Origin of the sequence: Adlercreutzia caecimuris B7 (assembly GCF_000403355.2) — a bacterium.
Lineage (GTDB): Bacteria > Actinomycetota > Coriobacteriia > Coriobacteriales > Eggerthellaceae > Adlercreutzia > Adlercreutzia caecimuris.
Window position 1 is genome coordinate 2,456,144 of record NZ_KE159646.1, and the last position, 18,528, is coordinate 2,474,671.

Annotated in this window: 16 protein-coding genes and 1 tRNA gene; 13 read left to right on the forward strand and 4 right to left on the reverse strand. The window is 65.4% G+C overall.

What is annotated here, in order from left to right:
• Positions 1-255 precede the first annotated feature (255 nt).
• Complete coding sequence (locus tag C811_RS13880; RefSeq protein WP_084811532.1) at positions 256-1,782, reverse strand: response regulator transcription factor; 1,527 nt, start codon at positions 1,780-1,782, stop codon at positions 256-258.
• A gap of 244 nt (positions 1,783-2,026) precedes the next feature.
• On the opposite strand from C811_RS13880, the gene C811_RS13885 reads away from it, so the two are divergent.
• From C811_RS13885 to C811_RS13905, 5 genes are all read left to right on the forward strand, one after another.
• A complete protein-coding gene (locus C811_RS13885) occupies positions 2,027-3,754 on the forward strand; it encodes an FAD-dependent oxidoreductase (RefSeq protein WP_016310313.1) in 1,728 nt (575 codons plus the stop codon).
• A gap of 305 nt (positions 3,755-4,059) precedes the next feature.
• Positions 4,060-5,328, forward strand: coding sequence for a chloride channel protein (locus tag C811_RS13890; protein WP_016310314.1), 1,269 nt, complete (start codon positions 4,060-4,062; stop codon positions 5,326-5,328).
• 101 nt (positions 5,329-5,429) lie between these two features.
• A complete protein-coding gene (locus C811_RS13895) occupies positions 5,430-6,059 on the forward strand; it encodes a GNAT family N-acetyltransferase (RefSeq protein WP_016310315.1) in 630 nt (209 codons plus the stop codon).
• A gap of 80 nt (positions 6,060-6,139) precedes the next feature.
• The gene (locus tag C811_RS13900) at positions 6,140-6,445 is read left to right on the forward strand and encodes a hypothetical protein (RefSeq protein WP_244874340.1); all 306 of its coding nucleotides are present in this window, start codon (positions 6,140-6,142) and stop codon (positions 6,443-6,445) included.
• Between the two features lie 79 nt (positions 6,446-6,524).
• Positions 6,525-6,842, forward strand: a complete 318-nt coding sequence (locus tag C811_RS13905) for a hypothetical protein (protein ID WP_016310317.1) — start codon at positions 6,525-6,527, stop codon at positions 6,840-6,842.
• 254 nt (positions 6,843-7,096) lie between these two features.
• On the opposite strand, the gene C811_RS13910 is transcribed toward C811_RS13905, so the two are convergent.
• Together C811_RS13910 and C811_RS17130 are read right to left on the reverse strand one after the other, a co-directional pair.
• Positions 7,097-7,792 (reverse strand): CPBP family intramembrane glutamic endopeptidase, encoded by a 696-nt coding sequence (locus C811_RS13910; RefSeq protein WP_156997110.1) that lies wholly within the window; start codon positions 7,790-7,792, stop codon positions 7,097-7,099.
• A 78-nt stretch (positions 7,793-7,870) separates the two neighbouring features.
• Complete coding sequence (locus tag C811_RS17130; protein ID WP_016310319.1) at positions 7,871-9,676, reverse strand: helix-turn-helix transcriptional regulator; 1,806 nt, start codon at positions 9,674-9,676, stop codon at positions 7,871-7,873.
• A 360-nt stretch (positions 9,677-10,036) separates the two neighbouring features.
• Here C811_RS17130 and C811_RS13920 point away from each other — a divergent pair, with 360 nt between their 5' ends.
• The 5 genes from C811_RS13920 (at position 10,037) to C811_RS0104105 (ending at position 15,612) form a co-directional block, all read left to right on the forward strand.
• Complete coding sequence (locus tag C811_RS13920; protein WP_016310320.1) at positions 10,037-12,472, forward strand: DMSO/selenate family reductase complex A subunit; 2,436 nt, start codon at positions 10,037-10,039, stop codon at positions 12,470-12,472.
• Positions 12,473-12,496: 24 nt separating this feature from the next.
• Positions 12,497-13,120: a DMSO/selenate family reductase complex B subunit gene (locus C811_RS13925; protein ID WP_156997111.1), complete on the forward strand. Its 624-nt coding sequence runs from the start codon at positions 12,497-12,499 to the stop codon at positions 13,118-13,120.
• Positions 13,121-13,233: 113 nt separating this feature from the next.
• The gene (locus C811_RS13930; RefSeq protein ID WP_016310322.1) at positions 13,234-13,860 is read left to right on the forward strand and encodes a DMSO/selenate family reductase complex B subunit; all 627 of its coding nucleotides are present in this window, start codon (positions 13,234-13,236) and stop codon (positions 13,858-13,860) included.
• Positions 13,861-13,869: 9 nt separating this feature from the next.
• Positions 13,870-14,550 (forward strand): Tat proofreading chaperone DmsD, encoded by a 681-nt coding sequence (dmsD, locus tag C811_RS13935; protein WP_016310323.1) that lies wholly within the window; start codon positions 13,870-13,872, stop codon positions 14,548-14,550.
• A 9-nt stretch (positions 14,551-14,559) separates the two neighbouring features.
• Positions 14,560-15,612 carry a dimethyl sulfoxide reductase anchor subunit family protein gene (locus C811_RS0104105; protein ID WP_016310324.1) on the forward strand — a complete coding sequence of 351 codons (1,053 nt, stop codon included), beginning with the start codon at positions 14,560-14,562 and terminating at the stop codon, positions 15,610-15,612.
• 5 nt (positions 15,613-15,617) lie between these two features.
• Here the strand turns inward: C811_RS0104105 and C811_RS13940 are convergent, their stop codons facing one another.
• The gene (locus C811_RS13940) at positions 15,618-16,151 is read right to left on the reverse strand and encodes a metallophosphoesterase family protein (protein ID WP_198010043.1); all 534 of its coding nucleotides are present in this window, start codon (positions 16,149-16,151) and stop codon (positions 15,618-15,620) included.
• Positions 16,152-16,540: 389 nt separating this feature from the next.
• Here C811_RS13940 and C811_RS13945 point away from each other — a divergent pair, with 389 nt between their 5' ends.
• The 3 genes from C811_RS13945 to C811_RS13955 all read left to right on the forward strand — a co-directional run bounded on the left by C811_RS13945 (position 16,541) and on the right by C811_RS13955 (position 18,270).
• Positions 16,541-16,858 (forward strand): hypothetical protein, encoded by a 318-nt coding sequence (locus C811_RS13945; protein WP_016310326.1) that lies wholly within the window; start codon positions 16,541-16,543, stop codon positions 16,856-16,858.
• Positions 16,859-17,134: 276 nt separating this feature from the next.
• Complete coding sequence (locus C811_RS13950; protein WP_016310327.1) at positions 17,135-17,998, forward strand: Mrp/NBP35 family ATP-binding protein; 864 nt, start codon at positions 17,135-17,137, stop codon at positions 17,996-17,998.
• 196 nt (positions 17,999-18,194) lie between these two features.
• Positions 18,195-18,270, forward strand: a tRNA-Ala gene (locus tag C811_RS13955).
• Positions 18,271-18,528: the final 258 nt, after the last annotated feature.

The window sequence follows — 18,528 nt, forward strand, 5'->3', positions numbered from 1 at the left end:
GAAAACATGCTTTTCTGGGCAGAACTGGCTGGAATATCTGCTTTTTTGTACGTATGAGAAATTAGCTATGACCTGGCAATATACAAGAAATATCCAGGTCAGAGCCGTGTACAAAAAATCATACTTTCCAACTTACGGCAATGCGAAAGGCGAAGAGGATGCAGGCGCGCGGGCGCGCACTGGTGCGCGCGAGGCGGGGGAACGCAGGCGCGCGCGGGCGCGCAGGCGCGCGAGAGGCGAGGGGGCGCAGGCGGGCTAGCCTTCGCGCTCGAACAGGTCGAGCAGCTCCTGGCGGGTGCCGACGGCGCACTTGCGGTAGATGTGCTTGACGTGGGTTTTCACTGTGCCAGTGGTGACGAACAGCGTATCGGCGATATAGGGAAGGCTTCGGCCGCGCACCAGGTATTCCAGTACCTCCGCCTCGCGCTTGGTCAGCTTGAAGTGCTCTGCGAAGGCGGCAGCATGGTTCTCCTTGTTTGGGGCTGGCGCCTGGCGGCCGGGTACGCCAGGTGTCTCGGCTGTCGCAAGATCGTCTGAAGCTCCCCCTGCTTTCGTGTTCACTACAACGCAGAACAGCAGGAGCACGCCGATGGCGCAGGCAATCTCGAAGGGTGCGAGCGCCCCACCGGCGAGGTAGTAGAACTGCTTGCCCAGAATGTTTCCCGCCAGCACCACCGCCGAGATGAGCCCCTGGCCCACGCTGAACGAGAGCAGCGGCGCCAGGCCCTCCCGCTGGGTGCTTTGCGTGACGAGCACGTACACAAGCACCTGCAGGAACATGGCGCACCCCTGCACGAGCGCGCCGCCCATGGGGACGCCTGCGCCTCCCAGCGCGAGGATGATCAGCAGTCCCGCCACGGCGAAGGTAACGGTGGTGCGGTAGAGGCTCAGCGCCGAGAAATCGTGCTTCTCAAGCGTGAAAGGCACCAGCGCCAGCACGGCGATGATGAAGCAGACGGCCACGCCGCCGGCGAACAGGCTGGCGGCCTGCTCGTAGGTCGTGCCCATAATGGCGGAGGATATGAAGTTGCCGATGAGCGCGGCGAGGATGATGGGAGCCATCGACCTCCAGGGGAGCAGGCGCGCCTCCCAGCTTCCGGCGACGATCTCGCCGGGCATCGCGTCGGGGGCGATCGCCGCCTTCGAGGGAAAGACATCGAGCGACACATGATGGCGCCGAGCGGCCTCGTCGGTTCTCAGCCCCATGGAGACAAGGGGCAGCGCAGCGACGGCAACTACGGCGAAAGGCCCCGCTTCTATATGAGAGATGGCAAGATAGAGCACGTAGGCGAAGAGGAACGACAGGATGATGACGCCGGGAGCATCGCGGAAATCGAGGGAATAGCGAGCGCCCCACGCGGCACCGCACAGTGTGCCCGCTATGCCGGTGATCACGCCAGCTAGGATAACGAACGCCAGCATTTGCCGGGCGAGCAGCCAGGGAAGAACAACGGTCGCCGCTCCCATCACGACCGCGGCGATGATGAGGGGCGTCGGTCCCATGGCCATCGTGTTCCGCCGTGATCCCGCGACCAAAAGGAGCGCCGTGGCGATGACGGCGGCTTGGGACGTGAAAAAGCCGTATTCGAGGCCGACGCTGGACGATGCGTCGGGGGTAGAGATGAGCACGGGACTGAGGTAGCACAGAAACCCCCACGCCCACAGCGCACCCGATCCTACGATGGCCTCGAGGGCCGAGCCTCGCCGTGCCCCCTTTGCCCGATGCGCCTTGAGCTTGCCCGACGGATCTGTTGGCCGCTGCCCCTGCGTCCTCTCGTTCATTCCCACTATGTTCCCTCCCTTGTCCGCGTGGGAATATCCTATCGCACTAATGAGGTAGAGAGAGGAGGAACTTGTGGCAAAACAATGCGATTGATCAGCGGAAATGTAAAAATCTCCCGTTTCGGAAGATGTGATTTCCCGCAGCAACTGCTACACTTTCGGGCCGTAAGGTCCACGCATATGAGAGATCGCGGCCCGGCTGATGCCACCGCCGGGGGACCCTGAGTCATTGGAGGGAACATCTATGGAAAACGAGAAGAACACGACGCAAGCCAATCTGCCGGAAGCCCGTCGTGGTGTGAGCCGCCGCGGCTTCCTGTCGGGCGCCGCCCTGGCCGCCGGCGCCGCCGCGGTAGCCGGGTTGGCCGGCTGCGCGCCCCAGGCCGCGGGCGAGGCCGCGGGCGAGGCGTCGACCGCCGGTGGCGACGCCATGGCCGCCACCGGGGCCATGCAGACCACCGACCCCTCGAAGGCCGTGTGGCCCGTGGTGGAGGAAGTGGAAGTGGGCTCTGCCGGCGAGGGCGAGATCGCCTTCGTGGCCGAGCCCATCGCTGCCGACGAGATCACCGCCACCCACGATGTGGACGTAGTGGTATGCGGCCTGGGGCCGGCTGGCGATGCCGCTGCTCTGGCCTGCGCCGAGCAGGGGCTGAAGGTGGTGGCCGTGGAGAAGCAGAACCGCGGCAACTACAACTCTGCCACCATCGGCGGCACGAACTCCAAGCTGCACGAGCACTGGGGCATGACCTACGACACCGACGCGTGGATCGCCGACGCCATGGTGGACAACGCCTTCCAGGGCGACATGACCCTGTTCAAGCACTTCCTGGAGAAGAACGGCGAGGCGGTGGACTGGTACATCAGCCACTTCGACAACCAGAATCTGGATGACTACCCGCTCACCTTCGCTGCCGGCGACTTCCCGGACTTTCGCGACGAGTGGGACAAGACCGCGCTGTCGCGCTCGTGGAACACGTCGCTGAACCTGCCGTACCCGCCGGGCGAGCTGGCCGACATTCTGGCGGGCATCCTGACCGAGGCCGGGGTGGAGATTCGCTTCAACACGCCGGCCTGTCAGCTGGTGACCGACGACGCCGGCAAGGTGACGGGCGTCATCGTGAAGGGCGAGGGCGGCTACGAGCAGTACAACTGCGCCAAGGGCGTGGTGCTTGCCACGGGCGGCTACGAGTTCAACCAGCAGATGCTGAAGGAGCGCTGCCGTCCCCGCGGGGTGCCGGGGGCGTGGCTGACGGGTGCCTTCGGCAACACCGGCGACGGCCTGCAGATGGGTATTGCCGTCGGTGCGGCGGAAGACGAGTTCCCCCAGCCCATCATGTTGGATCCCGAGCAGCTCATGCCCTACCTGCGCGTGAACAAGCTGGGAAAGCGCTTTACGCCCGAGTATGAGCCCTATGGGCATCTGGCCATGGCCATCCAGGCCCAGCCCGGCACCTACGACTTCTACGTGGTCGATGGCGCCATCGCCGAGAAGATCGACAAGATCTGGACGCCGAGCTCGTCGTGCTACGGTCCCAAGGAAGTGTGGGTCGGCGCCGCCACGAGCGAGAACGCCCTGAAGGCCGACACGTTGGAAGAGCTGGCCGAGCTCATGAAGGTGCCTGCCGACGAGTTCGTGGCCACCATCAACCGCTGGAACGAGATGGCGGCGGCCGGCAAGGACGGGGACTTCAACTTCCCTGGTGAGATGATGATGACCATCGACACGCCGCCGTTCTACGCCACCAAGGAACATGCCGACGGCCTGTGCACGGCGGGCGGCCTGCTGGTGGATACGGCCTGCCGCGTGCTTGACAAGGAGCGCCAGCCCATCGAGGGCCTGTTCGCGGCCGGTATCGTGTCGGGCGGCATGTTCTACAACACCTATCCGCACAACCTGAACTGCCTCTCCCACACGCGCAACTGTCTGATGGGCTACACCATCGGCCAAGTGCTCGGCGGCAAGGAGGCCTAAGGGTCGGATGCTCTGGCTTCCGCCCATTGGCGCAAGCTGATCGGTCGCTGCCCTTGCCAGCGCCAACCCGTCGGGCGTCCTCCCTCCCCGCGCCCGATTCCGCGGCCCGCATCTCATCTGAGGTGCGGGCCTTTTGGCGGCCTCCGTCTTTAAGTCCGGAATGCGGGGAGGACTCGGGGCCAACAGACCTTTTTCGCACGCTCGGGGCCGTCTTCTGCTATAGAATGGGCGGCAAACAGCAAGAGGCAGGCGCGGAGCGGCAAGCGACAAGCATCACCCGGTGCGACGCAAAACAGGAGGCGGAAATGGGAAAGCTGGCGGCGAAAGCGGGGCACGGGGCGCTGTTCGGGGTGCTCACGGTGGCGCTCGGCGGGTTTGCGGGGGCCTTTGCCTGGGCGTTCTTCTTTCTCATGAACCTCGGTATCGATCTTTTGTGGGTGAAGGCCCCGGCTGCCCTGGAGGCTCAGGGACTTCCCGCCGTCGTGTATCCGCTGGCGTTCTGCCTGGCGGGCGGCGTGATCATCGGGCTCTTCCAGAAGCGATGCGGGGCCTATCCCGAAGATATGAACACGGTGATGGCCCAGGTGAAGACCACGGGCCGCTACGAGTACCGCCATCTGGGCGCATCGTTCACAGGTGCGCTGCTGCCGCTTTTGTTCGGCGGCTCCATCGGCCCCGAGGCGGGGCTCACGGGTGTGATCGCGGGGCTCGCCACCTGGGTGGGCGACAAGATGCGCTTCATGAGGTCGCAGGTGCGCGAGCTGTCGCAGGTGGGCGTGGCGGCCGTGGTGTCGGCCACGTTCTCGGCGCCCCTGTTCGGTCTGGCTGCGCCTCTGGCGGGGTATGCCGACGAGTCTGCGGGAGCGGCTCCGTCGACCATCGAGGTGCCCCGGGCGACGAAGCTGGTTGCCTACCTGCTCGCCATCGCCGGGGCCCTGGGGGCCATGGTCGGGCTCGGGTCTCTGTTCGGCCAAGGAGGAGGCCTGCCCCATTTCTCCACCATCGCCATTGGCGCTTTGGAACTGGCCTGGGGCATTCCCCTTGCGTTGCTGGGGGCAGCAGCTGGATGGCTCTTCCACGGCAGCGGCCGGGCCGTGCGCGGGCTGGCCAGCCGCCTGGGGGATCGCCCCGTGGCGAAGGCGGTGGCGGCCGGTGCGTTCCTCGGCGCCGCGGGCGTCGTGCTTCCTTTCACGATGTTCGCCGGCGAGGCCCAAACCGAGCAGCTCGCGGCCACGTGGACCACGTTCAGCGCGGCGGCCCTCATGGCCACGGGGTTCCTGAAGGTGATCGTCACCCAGGTGTGCCTGGGCCTGGGCTGGCGCGGCGGCCACTTCTTCCCGATCATCTTCGCCGGCATCGCCATCGGCTACGGCGCCGCGGTGCTCACGGGCATCGACCCCGTCTTCGCCCTGTGCGCCACCACTGCCGGCCTGACCGGTTGTGTCATGCGCCAACCGCTCATGACGGCGCTGCTGCTGTTTCTGGTGTTTCCCGTGAAGGCCGTCTTCGTGCTTTTGGCCGCTGCGGCCATTGGCGCTCTCATCCCCGTGCCGAAAGGCTGGCTGGAGCGATAGCGATCGCACCCCAGAGTGGGGCCTTGTGCGGGCCGGCGTTTCATCCCGGCGTGGTAGAGTGGGCGAAGAGCATTCAACGCGGAGAAGAGAGGGGTGGCGCGATGTTGGAGGTGCGCAAGGCGCGAGTCGATGAGCTGGATGCGGTGTTCGAATTCTACGGGCAGATGGCTGACCAGATGGAAGACACCGATTTCGACGTGCAATGGCGTCGCGGCGGCCACCCGTCCGCAGCGCTTCTGCGAGAGTCGGTGGAAGCCGGTCAGATGATCATCGGCGTGCTCACCGGGGATGCCGAAGGGGAGGGCGTGGAAGCGGGTGCGTGCGCTTCGGGCGCCGGCGGGGCTATGGACGCCCGGGCCGAAGGCGGCAAGGGCGCTGCCGGTTCCCATCCCGTCATCGCGAGCGCCATGGTGGTGAACCACGAGGGGTCGTCCGGCTACGAGGCGGTGCCCTGGGCTGTGGATGCGGCGCCCGAGTGTGTGGGCGTGCTGCACGTGGTGGCTACGCTGCCGGTCTATCACGGTCGCGGCTTCGCGCGACAGCTTCTGACCCGGGGCATTGAGGTTTCCCGCGCCGATGGGCTCGTGGTTCTGCGCCTGGACACCTTCCCCCACAACAAGCGGGCCCGCAGTCTCTACGAATCCTGCGGCTTCGAGGATCGGGGTGACTGGACCGTCTACTACCCGGCCCTCGGCGACATCCAGGTGTCCATGTACGAGCTGCCGCTGTAAGGGGTGCTACGAGCCCTGGCGCTCCCGCTCGATAAGGCCGAACATCTCGCGCTTGGAGTGGATGCCGAGTTTTGGTAGACGTGCTTCAGGTACGTGTGTGCCGTATCGCGGGAGATGCAGAGCTTCTCGCGGATGTAGCCGGAGTCGCGTTCGGCGGCGAACAACCGGAATACCTCGGTCTCGCACCGTGTGAGTTTGCAGCGCTCGATAAGCTGTGCTCGTCCGAAACGACCGAAAACACCCTGCTGGCGTCTCCCGCCGGGGCGACGCTCTTCGTGGCGAACAGCGCCACGGGCGAGGTGTTCGTGGTGGACGCAGCCGCGCTGACGGTCACAGCGACGGTAACGGGACTCGCGAGCCCCAAGGGCATGGCCGTGGTGGCCTGAGAGGGGAGCGCCCGTGTCATCCTGGGCGAGCGGAACGAGCGGAAGAGCCTCGCCGCTACGTACCTAAGAAAGGAGACCCATGAAGAAGGTACCTCTGATCGCGCAGATTATATCGCTGGCCTGCGCCCTCGTGGCGGTGGGCGCCGTGCTGTTGTGGGCCGCGCCCTGCGCCGGCTCACTGGAGTTGGCGAACGGGAACATGGTGCCCATGCGCTGCGCCTACACCGGTAAGGTCGCTGTGCTGTTGGCGCTTATGCTGGCTGTGGTGTGCACGGCCGGCCTGGCAACGAGGCGCCCGCTGGCCGCGACTGTGGCGCTGCTGTCGGCGGCCCTCATCCTCATGACCTTCGACACGCCGCAGTCGGCGGGCTGGCGAACCCCAATCGCAAGCGCATAAGGGCTTAGGGCGGCCAAGTCAGAAGCCGGGAGCGTCCGCACGGGGCCAGAAGCTGGAGCGTCCGCATGGGGCCAGAAGCTCGATGTGCCCGCGTTCCAACATGGAAAATCTGCTTTTTTGGGCCCTGTAGCATGGAAAATATGATTTTCTGGGCCTGAAAAATACCTATCTTGACCTGGTGTTTCGCGAGAAATACCAGGTCATAGGCCTGTCAAAAAAAGCATATTTTCCAAATTCTGAAGCTCCGAAGCAGATCAGTGGGGTTCGGGAAAGCCGAGGGAGAGGCTGCTTTCGGGAAAACGGAGGGCACAGGCGGCGGGGATGGTCAAGATGAGGGTTGCCGCGGCCAGGGAGGCGAAGCCGGCGGGAGCGGTGACCACGTAGCTGGCGGGGAAGTCGCCGCCGACGAGCACGGGGCCGGCGAAGTAGATGATGTCGAATACCGCGTGCAGCGCGATGACGAGGGGTAAAGTGCCGCCCCGGAAGAGCATGGCGGCCAGCACGATGCCGAAGGCGAGGGCCTCCAAAAATTTCAGGGTAAGCGACGCGGCGACCAGCTCGGCGGCCGGGTCGCCCTCGATGCCGATGGGCAGTCCGTGCAGGGCGGCGAACACGACAGCCGTCGCGACGATGGTGGCCTTGGGGCCGCATACGTGCCGTACCGCGCGCAGGAGCAGGCTGCGGAAGACGAGCTCTTCCACGACCGCCACGAGCACGCAGGTTCCCACGAGGTAGAGCCACCGCGGGCAGCTTTCGGCACCCGCGCCGGCCGCGCCGGCCCCGAGCGCGTCAGCCGCGCCGGTTGCGCCGCCTGCGCCGGTCGCGGGCAGGTCGGGGAGCGCCAGCAGCGCGGCCGCCAGCGCGGCGAGCACCACGCAGGCCGACGCCACCACAAGGTAGCGCCACTGCACCCACGGCGTCTCCTTCGCTCTGTTCGTGCTTTCCGTCATGGCCCCATGGTAGCAAGCGCGGCCCCGCCTGCGCCCCGCGTTCCGCCCGCGCGTCACGCCCCGTCGCGAAACGGCGGCCTAGCGTCCTTCGGGGCCGAAGCTCTCCACGAGCTCGATAAGCTCCTGGCGCTTGTGAATGCCCAGTTTCACGTAGATGCGCTTGGAATGGGTGCGCACGGTGTTCTCCGACACGAACAGCAGCTCGGCGATGTGGGCCACGGTGTTGCCCCGGGCAATGAGCTCGGCCACCTCGGCTTCGCGCGCTGATAGTCCGAAGCTCTCGCGCACTGCTGCCATCTGCTTCGAGAATCGATCGCGGTATGTGGCTTCCGCCTCGTGCCCGTCGCGGGATGGAGGGGCGCCTCTTCCGGCAAGGGTGTTTTGGGCTCCGGGGAAGGGGTCGGCCGTGCGCCCGGCGCCCTGCTTGCGCGGCAAAGCGGCTCCGTCCCCGTTCTCGCCAGCGTGCGGCGATGCGACTGAGCCCGCATCTTCGGTTCGCGCAGGCCCCTCCGAAGCGCCTGCGCCCTCATGCTGCGCCTCCGGCCCTTTCGCCTCGGGCCTTCCCTCCTTGGCAACGCGCCCGCCCTTCGCCGCTCCGCTTGGTTGAGAGCTCGGCCCAGGGCGGTGCCCGTCGCCCGTCTTGCGGCGCAGCGCCAAAAGCTCGATCTCGTCGGGAGCCCCGGTGGACAAGGCCCGCCGGAAGCCCCCTTGGCCGACGAAGTACATGATGCCCAGCAAGTACAGCGCCCCGATGGTGATGAGCGCAAGCGGCGAGAGTCCCCCGAAGGGCAGCTCGCCCAGCGGGAGCGACTCGATGAGGCGGCCGCCGATGAAGCCCACGTCGTGCAGGCCGTACATGATGCCGCCGAAGGCGCCGTAGATAAACACGGGGTTGATGCCGCCGTCACGCGATACCTGGGCGCACTGGATCATCATCAGCATGATGGTAACCGACCACAGCGCGTACAGCCCCGCCGCCAGAGCTCCGGCGTAGCCGCGGCCCAGAAGCGGCAGCAGCAGAAACGCCGTGGTCACCACAGGGAAGAACAGCCGGTAGCTCGTGGCCACGTTGATACGCAGGTTCTTCTTGGCCCACACGGCGAGCAGCGCCACGGCTGCTGCGCACGAGGCTGCCATGGACAGCGCGTTCACGATGGTGCCCACCGCCGGATCGCCTACGGCCAACGACCGCATGACGCCGGTGCAGAAGCCCAGGGTGCCGAGGGTGAGCGCCGTGCGCCAGATGGTGGACAGCACGTGCCGATAGGTGCGCGGATGCTCGCGCGGCGCGTCTTGGAACATAGGCTGGTCGAGGTCGATGGTGCGACTTTTCAACACCACGGCCAGGCCGAACAGGGGCAGAAACACGCAGGGGATGAGATAGGCCGTCACCGCCACGGGAATGAGGTACAGCGCGAAGTACAGCACTGCGGCCCAGGCTGTGCCGGCGATGAGGTTGCCCATGCCCTCGCGTGCGTCTTGGCTGGCGAACAGCCGCTGCCACAGCATGTAGAAGCCCGCCGATCCCACGCCGAGGAGCGCTCCGCCCGCGCCCGCCAGGGCAACGGCGATGCTGCGCGCGTACATGGCGCCGATGAGCAGGCACCAGCCGCCCATGTAGGGCACCGCCACGGCTTTCACCATGAAGTGCCGGGTCTCGGCGGGGAAGAGGTAGGTGCCGGCGGCGCTAGCCAGGAAGGTGAGGGCGAACGCGAGCGATTCGGCCCCGAAGAACCACAGCATCACCTCGGGGGTTTGGAAGGAGAGGGGTAGAAACGGGAACACACCGCCCCATACGCTGGCGGCGTTGATGGCAAGGAACAACCCATAGCCGAGCGAGGCCGTATTCGGCCGCAGCAGGCTGAGCAATGCCGATGCCCTCACAGACCTTCCCTCCCCTTGCGCGGTAGACGCCATCGAGCTGCTTGCGCTCTCCGTTGCGCCGCGACCGATGCCGATCGGTACGTTTCTCGCTGCGGCGTCTCCTTCTTTTCGCTGATGCCCAGTATAGCGTCTCGCAAGGAAGAATGTCCGTCGACAGGGGAAACAGGTGACACGACACAAGGCTGTGAACAGGTATAATGCGAAATTCACACGGAGTATGTGACACGCCTTCCGCCCGCAGCGGGCTATGATGCGGCCCGTCGACGAGGCCGAGGAGACCCTCGCCGACCGTTCCGCCGATGCTCTGTCGGGCGTTGCCGGAATGCCCCATACTGTTTCGAGAGAAGAGAGGGAGGGACCATGACGATCACGAAGGAGCATTCGTTGTCCCGTCGCACGTTCATGAAAGGCTCGGCGCTCGCCGGCCTCGGCGCCGCCGCCGTCGGCACGGCCGGTCTGTTCGGCTGCGCGCCTGCTACCGACTCCGGCGCCGCCGGCGGAGGGCTGGCCGATACGGCGGCAGTTGAAGAGAAGGTCTGCTGGGGCCATTGCTCGGTGAATTGCGAGACCCGCTGTGCTCTGCGCTTCCATGTGGTGGACGACGAGGTGAAGTGGGTGGAGACCGACAACACCGGTAACGACGAGTACGGCGATCACCAGCTGCGCGCCTGCCAGCGCGGACGCACCATCCGCCGCTGGCTCAATCACCCCGACCGCCTGAATGTCCCCATGAAGCGCGTGGGCAAGCGCGGCGAGGGCAAGTTCGAGGAGATCAGCTGGGACGAGGCCATCGAGACCATCGCCAGTGAGTACCGGCGCATCTTGGATGCCTACGGTCCTGAATCGGTGTACGTGCAGTACGCCTCGGGCGTGAACGCCGGTAACATCGGCGGCTTTCTCAACCGTTTGGTGAACATGAACGGAGGCTGTCTCGGGCGCTACGGTTCCTACAGCTCCGCCCAGATCTCCCAGGCGCTGCCTTTCCTTTATGGTGGCCGTGCAGCCAACGGCAACTCGGATGTGGCCAACTCCAAGCTTGTCGTGCTTTTCGGCGACAACAGCTGCGAGACCAAGATGTCCGGCGCCGGTCCCACCTACCACTATATGCAGGGCCTGGAGAAGTCGGGCGCGAAGGTGATTGTCGTCGACCCGCGCTACACCGATACGGCTGCCGTCCATGCCGATCAGTGGATCGCTATCCGCCCCGGCACCGATGCGGCGCTGGTGGACGCTTGCGCCTACGTGATGATCACCGAGGATTTGGTGGATCACGACTTCCTGAGCACCTACTGCATCGGCTACGACGATGCCACCATGCCCGAGGAACTGCGCGGTACGGGCGCTTCCTATGTGGACTACATCACTGGCAAGGGAGCCGACGCCACGCCGAAGACGCCCGAGTGGGCCGCGGCTATTACGCTCGTGCCCGCCGCTACCATCGAGGCGCTTGCGCGCGAGATCGCCACGGCCAAACCCTGCGCTATCTACCAGGGAAAAGGCCCTCAGCGTCGCGGCAACGGCGAGCAGACGGCCCGCGCCATCTGCATGCTGGCGGTGCTGACGGGCAATGTGGGCATCAACGGCGGTAACACAGGCAGCGACCTGGATGGCTACTACATGCCTGCCTGGTTCGGCGTGCCGGCTGAGGACAACCCGGTGGAGGTGTCCATCGCCTCATTCACCTGGACTGACGCGGTCGATCACGGCGAGCAGATGACGGCCACGCGCGACGGCGTGCGCGGTGCCGACAAACTCTCCGTGCCCATCAAAATGATCTGGAACTACGCTGGCAACTGCATGACGAATCAGCACGGCGACATCAATCATGCCCACGAGGTGCTCTCCGACGAGTCGAAGTGCGAGTTCATCGTGCTGTGGGACACGTTCATGACCGACTCCGCGAAGTACGCCGACATTCTGCTGCCCGATCTCATGGCGGTGGAGCAGCCCAACATCATCCAGAGCGAGTACGCTGGCAACATGGCCTACTACATTGCCGGTGACGCCATCACCTCTCCGAAGTTCGAGCGCCGCACGCTGTATTCGGTGCTTACCGACGTGGCCGATAAGCTCGGTCAAAAGGAGGCTTTCACCGAAGGGCTCGATGAAATGGGCTGGCTGCGTCGCATCTACGAGGAGCAGGCCCTGCCCGGCGACCCGGGTGCGCCCACCTTCGACGAGATGATGGAACAGCACATCTACAAGAAGCAGTGTCCCGAGGGCGAGCACGTGGCCTTTAAGGACTTCCGCGACGACCCCGAGGCCAATCCGCTGGAGACGCCGTCGGGCAAGATCGAGATCTACTCGCAGGCCCTGATGGACACCGTGGCCGATTGGGAGCTGGCCGAGGGCGACCTCATTCACCCGCTGCCGGTGTACTGCCCCGAGGCGGAGGGCTATGCCGACCCGCTGGCCGAGAAGTATCCTCTGCAGTTGACGGGCTTTCACTTCAAGGGCCGCACCCATTCCTCCTACGGCTGCATCGAGGTGCTGAAGGCGGCCAATCCGCAGGAGCTGTGGATGAATCCGCTCGATGCCGAGGAGCGTTCCATCGTCGATGGTGACACCGTGCGTGTGACCAACGATCGCGGCACCGTGGAGATCGTCGTGAAGGTGACGCCCCGTATCATCCCCGGTACTGTGGCCATGGGCCAAGGTGCATGGCATGACGCCGACATGAGCGGCGACAAGGTGGATCGTGGAGGCTGCATCAACACGCTGACGTCCCACCGCCCCTCGCCCTACGCGAAGGCCAACCCGCAGCACACCAATCTCGTCGAAGTGGCCCGTGCCTAAGCGCACTGTGAACGGAGGAGAGCCATTATGACTTACGGATTCTATTTCAACGGCACGCGCTGCACGGGCTGCAAGACCTGTGTGCTGGCCTGCAAAGATAAGAACGACCTGTCCGAGTCCATCAACTTCCGCAACGTGTACGAGTACGGCGGCGGTACGTGGACGAAGGGCAATGACGGCTGCTGGACGAACGACACCTTCGCCTACAGCGTGTCGGTAGCTTGCAATCATTGTGATATGCCGGTGTGCATGGCGAACTGCCCTCAGGGCGCTATCGAGAAGGACGCCGATACCGGCGCGGTGCGAAGCGATCCTGAGAAGTGCATCGGCTGTGGTACCTGCGCGAACGCGTGCCCCTATGGTGCGCCCAAGGTTGATACCGAGATTATGAAGAGCGTGAAGTGCGATATGTGCGCCGACAAGGTGGCTGCCGGCGAGAAGCCGGTGTGCGTGGAGGCGTGCCCCCTGCGCGCGCTGGATTTCGGCGACATTGACGAGCTGCGTGCCACCTACGGCGATGTGGCCGAGTTGGCTCCGCTGCCGGCGGCCAGCGAGACGAGCCCCAATTTGGTGATCACGCCGCCTGCGACGGCAAAGCCGGCAGGCGACACGACCGGCGCGGTGCTGAACCCGCGCGAGATCAGCTAACGCCTTGCCGGAAGGGAAATCGCGGAGGGTAGTCGCACGGCTGCCCTCCGTGGTAGTATGCCGAGGCGAAGGGCTGCTCGCAGCGGTCGGGGGTATGAGGGAAGGGAGTGGCCATGCAGTACGGGTTTCACTTCAACGGGCGGCGGTGCACGGGCTGTAAGACCTGCGTGCTCGCCTGCAAGGACTTCCACGACCTGCCTTCCGATATCGCCTTCCGCCAGGTATACGAGTACGGCGGCGGAACGTGGCGGCGAGCGGACGACGGCACGGTGACCCAGGACACCTTCGCCTACCACCTGTCGGTGGCCTGTAACCACTGCGGCAATGCTGCCTGCGTGCGCGTGTGCCCTACCGGCGCCATGCACAAAGACGAGCGCGGGCTTGTGCGGGTGGATGCCGACCGTTGCATCGGTTGCGGCTATTGTGCGCTGTCATGCCCCTACCGTGCCCCGAAGGTCGATCGCGTGGCGGGCCGCTCGGCGAAATGCGACGGCTGCGCCGAGCGTGTGGCCGAGGGCAGACAGCCCATCTGTGTGGAGGCCTGCCCCCTGCGCGCGCTCGATTTCGGGCCGATAGACGAGCTGCGGGCTGCCTGGGGCACGGTGGCCGACGTGCCGCCGCTGCCAGCCGCGACGGCTACGGCGCCGAATCTGGTGGTGTCGCCGCCGCGCATCTTCAAGGACGACCCCGGGCGCGTGCGCGCCGAGGGCCGCGTGCAGAACGCGCGGGAAATTGTATAGGAGCCTGTCATGACCCACTGTGTTGATAATGCTTCCACGGCGACGAAGACGGCCGCCGACCCTGCTGCCGTGGAGGCCATTGCCTTCGTTGGGGCGGTCCTGGCGCCGTTCTTCCTGAACGACCCGCGTACCGGCCAGGCCCCCGACGCCTTCGCTGCTCTGGCCGAGCTAGACGTGGACGCAGCTGCGGCCGAGTGGCCCTTCGCCGATGAGTCCGAGGCTCGTGCAGCCCTGGCGCTGATGCGCGCCGGTTTGGCTGCGGGCGCCGATCACGACGACCTGGTTTGGGAGTACCGCCGTCTGTTCGTGGGCCCGGGGCGCCTTCCCGCGCCGCCGTGGGGGTCGGTCTACACCGATCACGACTGCGTCATCTTCGGCGAGAGCACCCTGGCGCTGCGGGCCTGGATGCGCGCCCGCGGAATCCAGCGCCTCGGCGACGAGCGCACCCCGGAAGACCACATCGGCCTCATGCTGGCCCTGCTGTCCTTTCTCGCTGCCGAGCGCCCCGAGCTGGTTGACGAGTACCTGCGCGATCACCTGCTCACCTGGGCGCCTCATTACCTGGAAGGGCTCGCCGAGGCGGCCGATCACCCCTTCTACCGTGGCCTTGCTCGCCTGACTCGGGCGACGCTGCTCAGCATGCAGCAGGAACGCGAGCTGGCGGTAAACCTGCCGCGCTTCTATCGCTAGGGGCGTTTCGTGACCGGCTTTTCCTTCGCTTTCGACGAGATCACCCTGGTACTCTTCACCACGCTCGCCCCCTCGGGCGCGGTGGCCTACCTTCTCATGAGCCTGCCGGTGATGCTCGGTCGGGCGACGGGAGATGCGGCGCGGCGCCTGAATCAGCTGACGTGTCTGCCGCTGGTCATTGCCATGGTGGGGCTCGTGGCTTCGGCAACGCATCTGGGCAATCCCTCGAACGCGCTCTACGTGTTCACCGGTGTGGGCCGCAGCCCGCTTTCCACCGAGGTGGGATGCGCGGTAGCGTTTCTGGCGCTTGCGGGTATCTACTGGCTGTACTCTTTCGCCGAGCATCCGCGTAGGGGACTGCAACGGGGGCTGCTCGCGGCCATTGACGTGGCCATTGTCGCCTTCGTCGTGGCCGTGGCCTTCGCCTACCACGTGGACACCATCATTACCTGGAGCCTGCCGCTCGTGCCGGCGTCGCTGGTGCTGAATTCCCTGGTGGGAGGGCCGCTTATTGCGCTGGTGGGTTTCGCGCTGGCCCGCTGGCCCGTGTCGAGAGCGGCACTGTGCGGTCTGGCTGCTGCGGCGTTTGTGGCGAATACGGTGGTGTACGTGGTGCTAGGCGCATGGCTGCATCCGCTTGCCAACGAGCTTGCGACGGTCGGGCAGCTTGTGCCGGCTTACCCGGCTTTCGCGGCGACCTTCGTTCTGCTGAGCGCCAGCGGCATCGCGCTGTCCTGGCGTGCCGCTGATGGGGCGCAGGGCCGCAAGGCTGCCAGCTCCGGTCAGGCCATGTCCGCGCCTGCCGCCGAGCCGCTTGCTGTTGCCGATGCGCCCGCTGCCACGCCCGCCGAGCCGCTTACTGTTGCAGCCGCGCCCGCTGCCGCGCCCACCGAGCAGGGCGCCGCCACCGAGCAGGGCGACGCGCCCGCTGCGAACGGTTTGCCCGGCGACCTGCATTGCGTCGTCGTTCGATCCATCGGTGCCTTGCTCGCGCTGGCGGGTATCTTCGTCATGCGCTTCGTTTTCTACATGACCCACCTCACCGTCGGCTTGGGGGTGTAGCTATCCTATGCCTCCAGCAGCGTCTTTCCGGTCAGATCCTCGATAGCGGTGCGCAGCACGCGGCCGTTTTCCACGTCCATCTTCGCGATGGTGCGGCCGAAGTCGCTGCGCGGGCGGAACACTGCGCCCGGACACATATATATGCTCGCGGGCCGCGCCTCGGGGCCGACCACCAGCTCTGGCACGTGGGTGTGCCCGTGCACGATGACATCGGGGATGGGATCGCCCGGGCCGAGCCCGCGTGAGGCGCCTCCGCGACTGACCCGCACGTCGCCGGGCTTGTGTCCCACGAGGAACTTCACCCCGCCGAGCACCGGGCGCGCGAAGAGCCCCACGTCGCTGCCGTATTCCGCGAAGTCGTTATTGCCGAGCACCGCCGTCACAGGCGCGAGCGTCTCCAGTTCGCGCAGGATAGCCGGCCCGCCGATGTCTCCTGCGTGGATGATGTGGTCGCAGTCGGCGAGTGCCGCATAGGCCTGCGGGCTCAAACTGCCGTGAGTGTCGGAAATGATGCCGATGCGCATAAGGCTTCCTTCCATGGATGGTTTTCTACCGAAGATAGCCGATTCTGTGCAGTAAACGCCGCGAAGTAGACATGCGCGGCTCCATTCCGTAAGAAAAACGCGTTCCGATACGCAAAAAGGGCCGAAATGCACTGTTTTCTAATTATCTACGAGTCAGGACAATCTATCTCGCGGCGTTTACTGCACAAAAAACGGAGAAAGAGAAACAGAGGCGGCCCCCGATGCTGCTTTTGCTATGATGCTGCTAGAAAAGTGCCGTGCTTGCGGGCGAAGTTGCCGTCGAAATGGTGCGGAAACCGCCGAAGGGTTCCGCGCGATCTGCCAGGCGCGGCCGCAGAAGGCCATCGCCCGCCCGAGGGTGATTGCCGAGGAAGGTCATTGCCCCCACGAGAACAGGAGCATCCATGGGTAAGAAGGACGTTGAGGCGCTGGACATCACCATCGACGAGCTGCCCACCTACCTGCACACGAACCATTCGGTGTACATGGAAGTGGCCGACGGGCTGTACTACCTCACCGACGTGAACGACCAGTACTGGCGCGCCCAGGATACCAACCGGTTCAACGAGAAGGGGCACTACGTCGACTGCAGCCCGCTCGTGCCCACCATCGCCGAGTTCCTCGACCTGCCCTTCCACGACGGGAAGTCGGTGCGCGCCATGGCCGGCGAAGCCACGTTCTACGCGTCCGGCGACGGCAAGGACATGCCCGAGGACTTCTAGGCTGCAAGCTCCGCGGCGAGGCGGCGCCAATGACCGCCGGCTATGCGACGAGGGCAGAGACGCCAACGAGTCGCAGGATCCTTTGCGCCATCGCCTTGGTCGCCAGTCCTGCGATGGGGGATTGATGGGGCGATAGCGCCAGGGGCGGCAGCCTCTCTTTGGTGCAACAGTAGCGATAATCAGGGGGTTTGCAAGGCACGAGGTTGTGCTATGATGCCCCACGAGCTATCTTGGTTGCGAATAATGCAGCCGCTGAGAGAAAAGAAAGAAGGAATCATGGCAGAAGAATGCTCCCACGAGTGCTCCAGCTGCGGCGTGTCCGGCTGCGGCGACCGTACCGCTGAGGCGGGTCCCTCCACCCTGGCACCCAACAAGCGCTCCAACGTGAAGCACGTCATCGGCGTGGTATCGGGCAAGGGCGGCGTGGGCAAGTCCCTCGTCACGAGCCTGCTCGCCTCCGAGATGAACAAGCGCGGCCATAAGGTGGCCATCCTGGACGCCGACATCACCGGTCCGTCCATCCCGAAGTCCTTCGGCGTGGATTCTCGCCTGACCGCCGACGCCGACGGCATCAACCCGGCGAAGTCGGCCAGCGGCATCGAGGTGATGTCCGTGAACCTCATGCTGCCCGAAGGCGACATGCCCGTGGCCTGGCGCGGCCCGGTGGTTACCGGCGCCATCAAGCAGTTCTGGCAGGAAGTGAACTGGGGCGATGTGGACTACATGTTCGTCGACATGCCTCCGGGAACCTCGGATGTGTTCCTCACCGTGTTCCAGTCGCTGCCCGTGGACGGCATCGTCACCGTGTCGGCCCCGCAGGAGCTGGTGGCCATGATCGTGGGCAAGGCTGTGAACCTGGCGAAGTCGCTCGAGGTGCCGGTGGTGGGCCTCGTGGAGAACATGGCCTACTTCAAGTGCGACGACTGCGGCAAGGAGCATCACATCTTCGGCGAGCCCCAGGGCGCAGCCGTGGCTGAGAAGTACGGCATCCCCGCCGTGGCCACCCTGCCGATGGATCCCTCCTTCGCCCGCCTGGTGGACGAGGGCCGCGTGGAGGCCTACAACGTGGAAGGCGCGCTGGACGGTATCATCGACGAGGTGGAGAAGGTCGCCGCAGCAGCTGAGACGGCTGCGGAATAGGCGGTTGGCCGGCGAGGGCCGACGACGCGAGGGCTGGCGGCGCGGGGGACATCCTCGATGTTGCCGCATGGAGGCCGTGGCGCCAACAGGCGCGAGAAGGGCTCTTCGGAGGCGCGATAACAGGGCGCGAGAAATTTTTTCAAAAAAGTTCTTGCGCGCCCGAGCCATTGTGCTAATATAGTCCTCGCACTTTTTCGGGGCCTTAGCTCAGCTGGGAGAGCGCATGGCTGGCAGCCATGAGGTCAGGGGTTCGATCCCCCTAGGCTCCACCAATAATTTCAGAAGCCGGGTCATGTGACCCGGCTTCTTGTATGTAAGAGCTCCTTGGGATCGAACCCCGCGAGGGGCGAACAGCCCAGTGGGCTGTTCGCGGCCGAGGCCGAAGGCCGAGGTCTTGAAGACCTGCGCAGCAGGGCTTCCGTATCCCCCTAGGCTCCACCAATAATTTCAGAAGCCGGGTCATAGGGCCCGGCTTCTTGTATGTGAAGCCCCGCTAGGGAGCCGTCTTCTGTGGCGGCGGGATGCCCCAG